This is a genomic window from Aerococcus sp. L_32 (genome assembly GCF_050689315.1).
This window is the reverse complement of the sequence record NZ_JBOEQF010000289.1, coordinates 1-2,524: the sequence shown is the minus strand read 5'-3', so window position 1 is coordinate 2,524 and position 2,524 is coordinate 1. Positions and strand designations below refer to the sequence as shown.

General features: G+C 38.1%; 5 protein-coding genes. All 5 read right to left on the bottom strand.

Annotated elements, in window-relative coordinates; all coding sequences use genetic code 11:
* Window positions 1-74: 74 nt before the first annotated feature.
* Entirely contained in the window at window positions 75-365 is a 291-nt protein-coding gene (rplW, locus tag ACRCJ0_RS11925; protein ID WP_004262545.1) for a 50S ribosomal protein L23, read from the bottom strand.
* Window positions 365-988, bottom strand: coding sequence for a 50S ribosomal protein L4 (rplD, locus tag ACRCJ0_RS11920; RefSeq protein ID WP_259799851.1), 624 nt, complete (start codon window positions 986-988; stop codon window positions 365-367). The genes rplW and rplD overlap by 1 nt, the downstream gene beginning before the upstream one ends.
* A 23-nt stretch (window positions 989-1,011) precedes the next feature.
* The gene (rplC, locus tag ACRCJ0_RS11915) at window positions 1,012-1,647 is read right to left on the bottom strand and encodes a 50S ribosomal protein L3 (protein WP_083068057.1); all 636 of its coding nucleotides are present in this window, start codon (window positions 1,645-1,647) and stop codon (window positions 1,012-1,014) included.
* A 67-nt stretch (window positions 1,648-1,714) separates the two neighbouring features.
* Window positions 1,715-2,023 (bottom strand): 30S ribosomal protein S10, encoded by a 309-nt coding sequence (gene rpsJ / locus ACRCJ0_RS11910; RefSeq protein ID WP_016896561.1) that lies wholly within the window; start codon window positions 2,021-2,023, stop codon window positions 1,715-1,717.
* A gap of 214 nt (window positions 2,024-2,237) precedes the next feature.
* Window positions 2,238-2,420 carry a hypothetical protein gene (locus ACRCJ0_RS11905; protein ID WP_431390550.1) on the bottom strand — a complete coding sequence of 61 codons (183 nt, stop codon included), beginning with the start codon at window positions 2,418-2,420 and terminating at the stop codon, window positions 2,238-2,240.
* Between the last annotated feature and the right edge of the window lie 104 nt (window positions 2,421-2,524).

Sequence of the window (2,524 nt, the reverse complement as noted above, 5' to 3'; positions counted from 1 at the left end):
CCTGACATGTTACGACGACCGTTAGTCGTTGCTTTATATGTTTTTATCGCCACGTGAATTTCCTCCTATCTTAATTATTCTGCTTCGTTTCCGAAGATTTCGATTGATTGACCTTCAGCGATGGTTACGATTGCTTTACGGCGTTTACGTGTATAACCAGCAAAACGTCCCATACGTTTTAATTTACCGCGAACGTTCATGATGTTTACGTTTTTCACGTCTACGTTGAACAATTCTTCGATTGCTTGTTTAACTTCTGTTTTGTTCGCTTTAACAGCTACTTCAAAAGTGTATTTGTTTTCGTCCATTTTCAACATTGATTCTTCAGTGATGATTGGGCGAATGATTACGTCGTGTGCCAACATTATGCTAGTACCTCCTCTACGTTAGAAAGTGCTGCTTTTGTAATGATGACTTTTTCAGAGTTAACTAAGTCGAATACGTTAACGTTGTTTTCATCAACTACTTTTACGTTTGGTAAGTTACGAGCTGATAATTGTGCGTTGTCGTTGTCTTTGTTGATTACAACTAAAACTTTATTTTCAACTTGTAAGTTATTCAACACTTCTTGGAATAATTTAGTTTTTGGTGTTTCGAATGCTAATTCATCAACAACGATGAAGTTGTTTTCTGCTACCTTATTAGATAATGCAGAGCGTAAAGCTAAACGACGAACTTTACGAGGTAATTTGTAAGCATATGAACGAGGTGTTGGTCCGAATGCACGGCCACCGCCTACCCATTGTGGAGAGCGGATTGAACCTTGACGAGCACGACCTGTACCTTTTTGACGCCATGGTTTACGTCCACCACCGCTAACTTCTGAACGTCCTTTAACTTTGTGAGTACCTTGACGTAATGAAGCTTGTTGCATAATAACTACATCGTAGATTGCATTTTCATTTGGTTCAATTGCGAAAATTTCATCGTTTAATGTAATTTCGCCAGCTTGTGAACCGTCTTGTTTAAATAATGTAATGTTTGCCATGAAACTGTTCCTCCTTCCTGGTATTATTCAGCAGATTTAACTGCAGATTTGATTGTTACCATAGATTTTTTAGCACCTGGAACGTTACCTTTAATTAAGATGACGTTGCGCTCTGCATCTACTTTAACGATTTCTAGGTTTTGGATAGTAATTTGCGTACCACCAGTTTGTCCTGGTAAGTTTTTACCTTTGAATACTTTAGAAGCATCCGACGCCATACCCATTGAACCTGGGCTGCGGTGGTAATGAGAACCATGTGACATAGGTCCACGTGATTGGCCATGACGCTTGATAGCACCTTGGAATCCTTTACCTTTTGAAGTACCCGTAACATCAACGATGTCTCCTGCTTGGAAGATATCAACCTTGATTTCTGATCCAACTTCGTAATCTCCTAGCTCAACATCTTTGAATTCTTTAATGAAGCGCTTAGGAGTAGTTTCTGCTTTTGCTACATGACCTTTGTGAGGTTTGTTTGCCAACACTTCACGTTTGTCGTCAAAACCAACTTGAATAGCTTCGTAGCCATCAGTTTCGTTTGTTTTAGCTTGTAAAACAACGTTTGGTTGTGCTTCGATAACTGTAACTGGTACTAATTCACCAGTTTCTGTAAAGAATTGTGTCATACCTACTTTTTTTCCTAAGATTCCTTTAGTCATGAGTACACCTCCGTATAATTTTTTATTTAATAATTGGGTTAACTAATTTATTGCGATGATTCTGGAATTATAATTTAATTTCGATGTCTACGCCTGATGGTAAATCTAATTTCATTAACGCATCAACAGTTTTTGGTGTTGGGTTAACGATGTCGATTAAACGTTTGTGCGTACGCATTTCGAATTGTTCACGTGAATCCTTGTATTTATGTGTTGCACGGATTACTGTGAATAATGAGCGTTCAGTAGGCAATGGAATTGGACCTGATACTTCTGCTCCTGTACGTTGTGCAGTATCAACAATTTTAGCTGCTGATTGATCTAATGCACGGTGTTCGTAAGCTTTTAAACGAATACGAATTTTTTGTTTTGCCATGACTTTTTCCTCCTCGTCATATTTTAAATTTGACTTGCTCCGTATGAATTACCGGCCACCCTTATGGCAATGCTACCGGGTGTGTCGCAACCTCATACATCACTGCTTATTGGTGTATCAACGTTTGCACGTAAATACTGTTGCTCCGTATAAAACGGCACCCAATTAGTATACAAAATTAAACTAGGCAGTGCAAGCTTTTTCTCGTCTTTTTTTAAAAAAAATCCTTATTTATCGCTATTTCTTTATTAAAGTCCATTATTTGACGATTATTGCCAACGCTACCTAGTGTATCATTTTGAAACATTTTACAAGGCGGTTGCCATTTCTTAGCAACGCGCCCTACTGTGTCATCTTTCAATAGGTATATTATACATGTTTTATCGCGTACTGCCATACCTTTTCGATGATACTTTGATTAAATTTTGCTTTGGTGGTCCAAGGATTGACGATAAAGCTATCAATAGGGTTGTCTTTGGTTAAAACCATCAAGGCAATCTG

What these genes read in the sequence shown, in the direction of transcription:
- rpsJ (WP_016896561.1), bottom strand. Translation starts at nt 2,023, where the DNA reads ATGGCAAAACAAAAAATTCGTATTCGTTTAAAAGCTTACGAACACCGT.
- rplD (WP_259799851.1), bottom strand. Translation starts at nt 988, where the DNA reads ATGGCAAACATTACATTATTTAAACAAGACGGTTCACAAGCTGGCGAA.
- ACRCJ0_RS11905 (WP_431390550.1), bottom strand. Translation starts at nt 2,420, where the DNA reads ATGGCAGTACGCGATAAAACATGTATAATATACCTATTGAAAGATGAC.
- rplC (WP_083068057.1), bottom strand. Translation starts at nt 1,647, where the DNA reads ATGACTAAAGGAATCTTAGGAAAAAAAGTAGGTATGACACAATTCTTT.
- rplW (WP_004262545.1), bottom strand. Translation starts at nt 365, where the DNA reads ATGTTGGCACACGACGTAATCATTCGCCCAATCATCACTGAAGAATCA.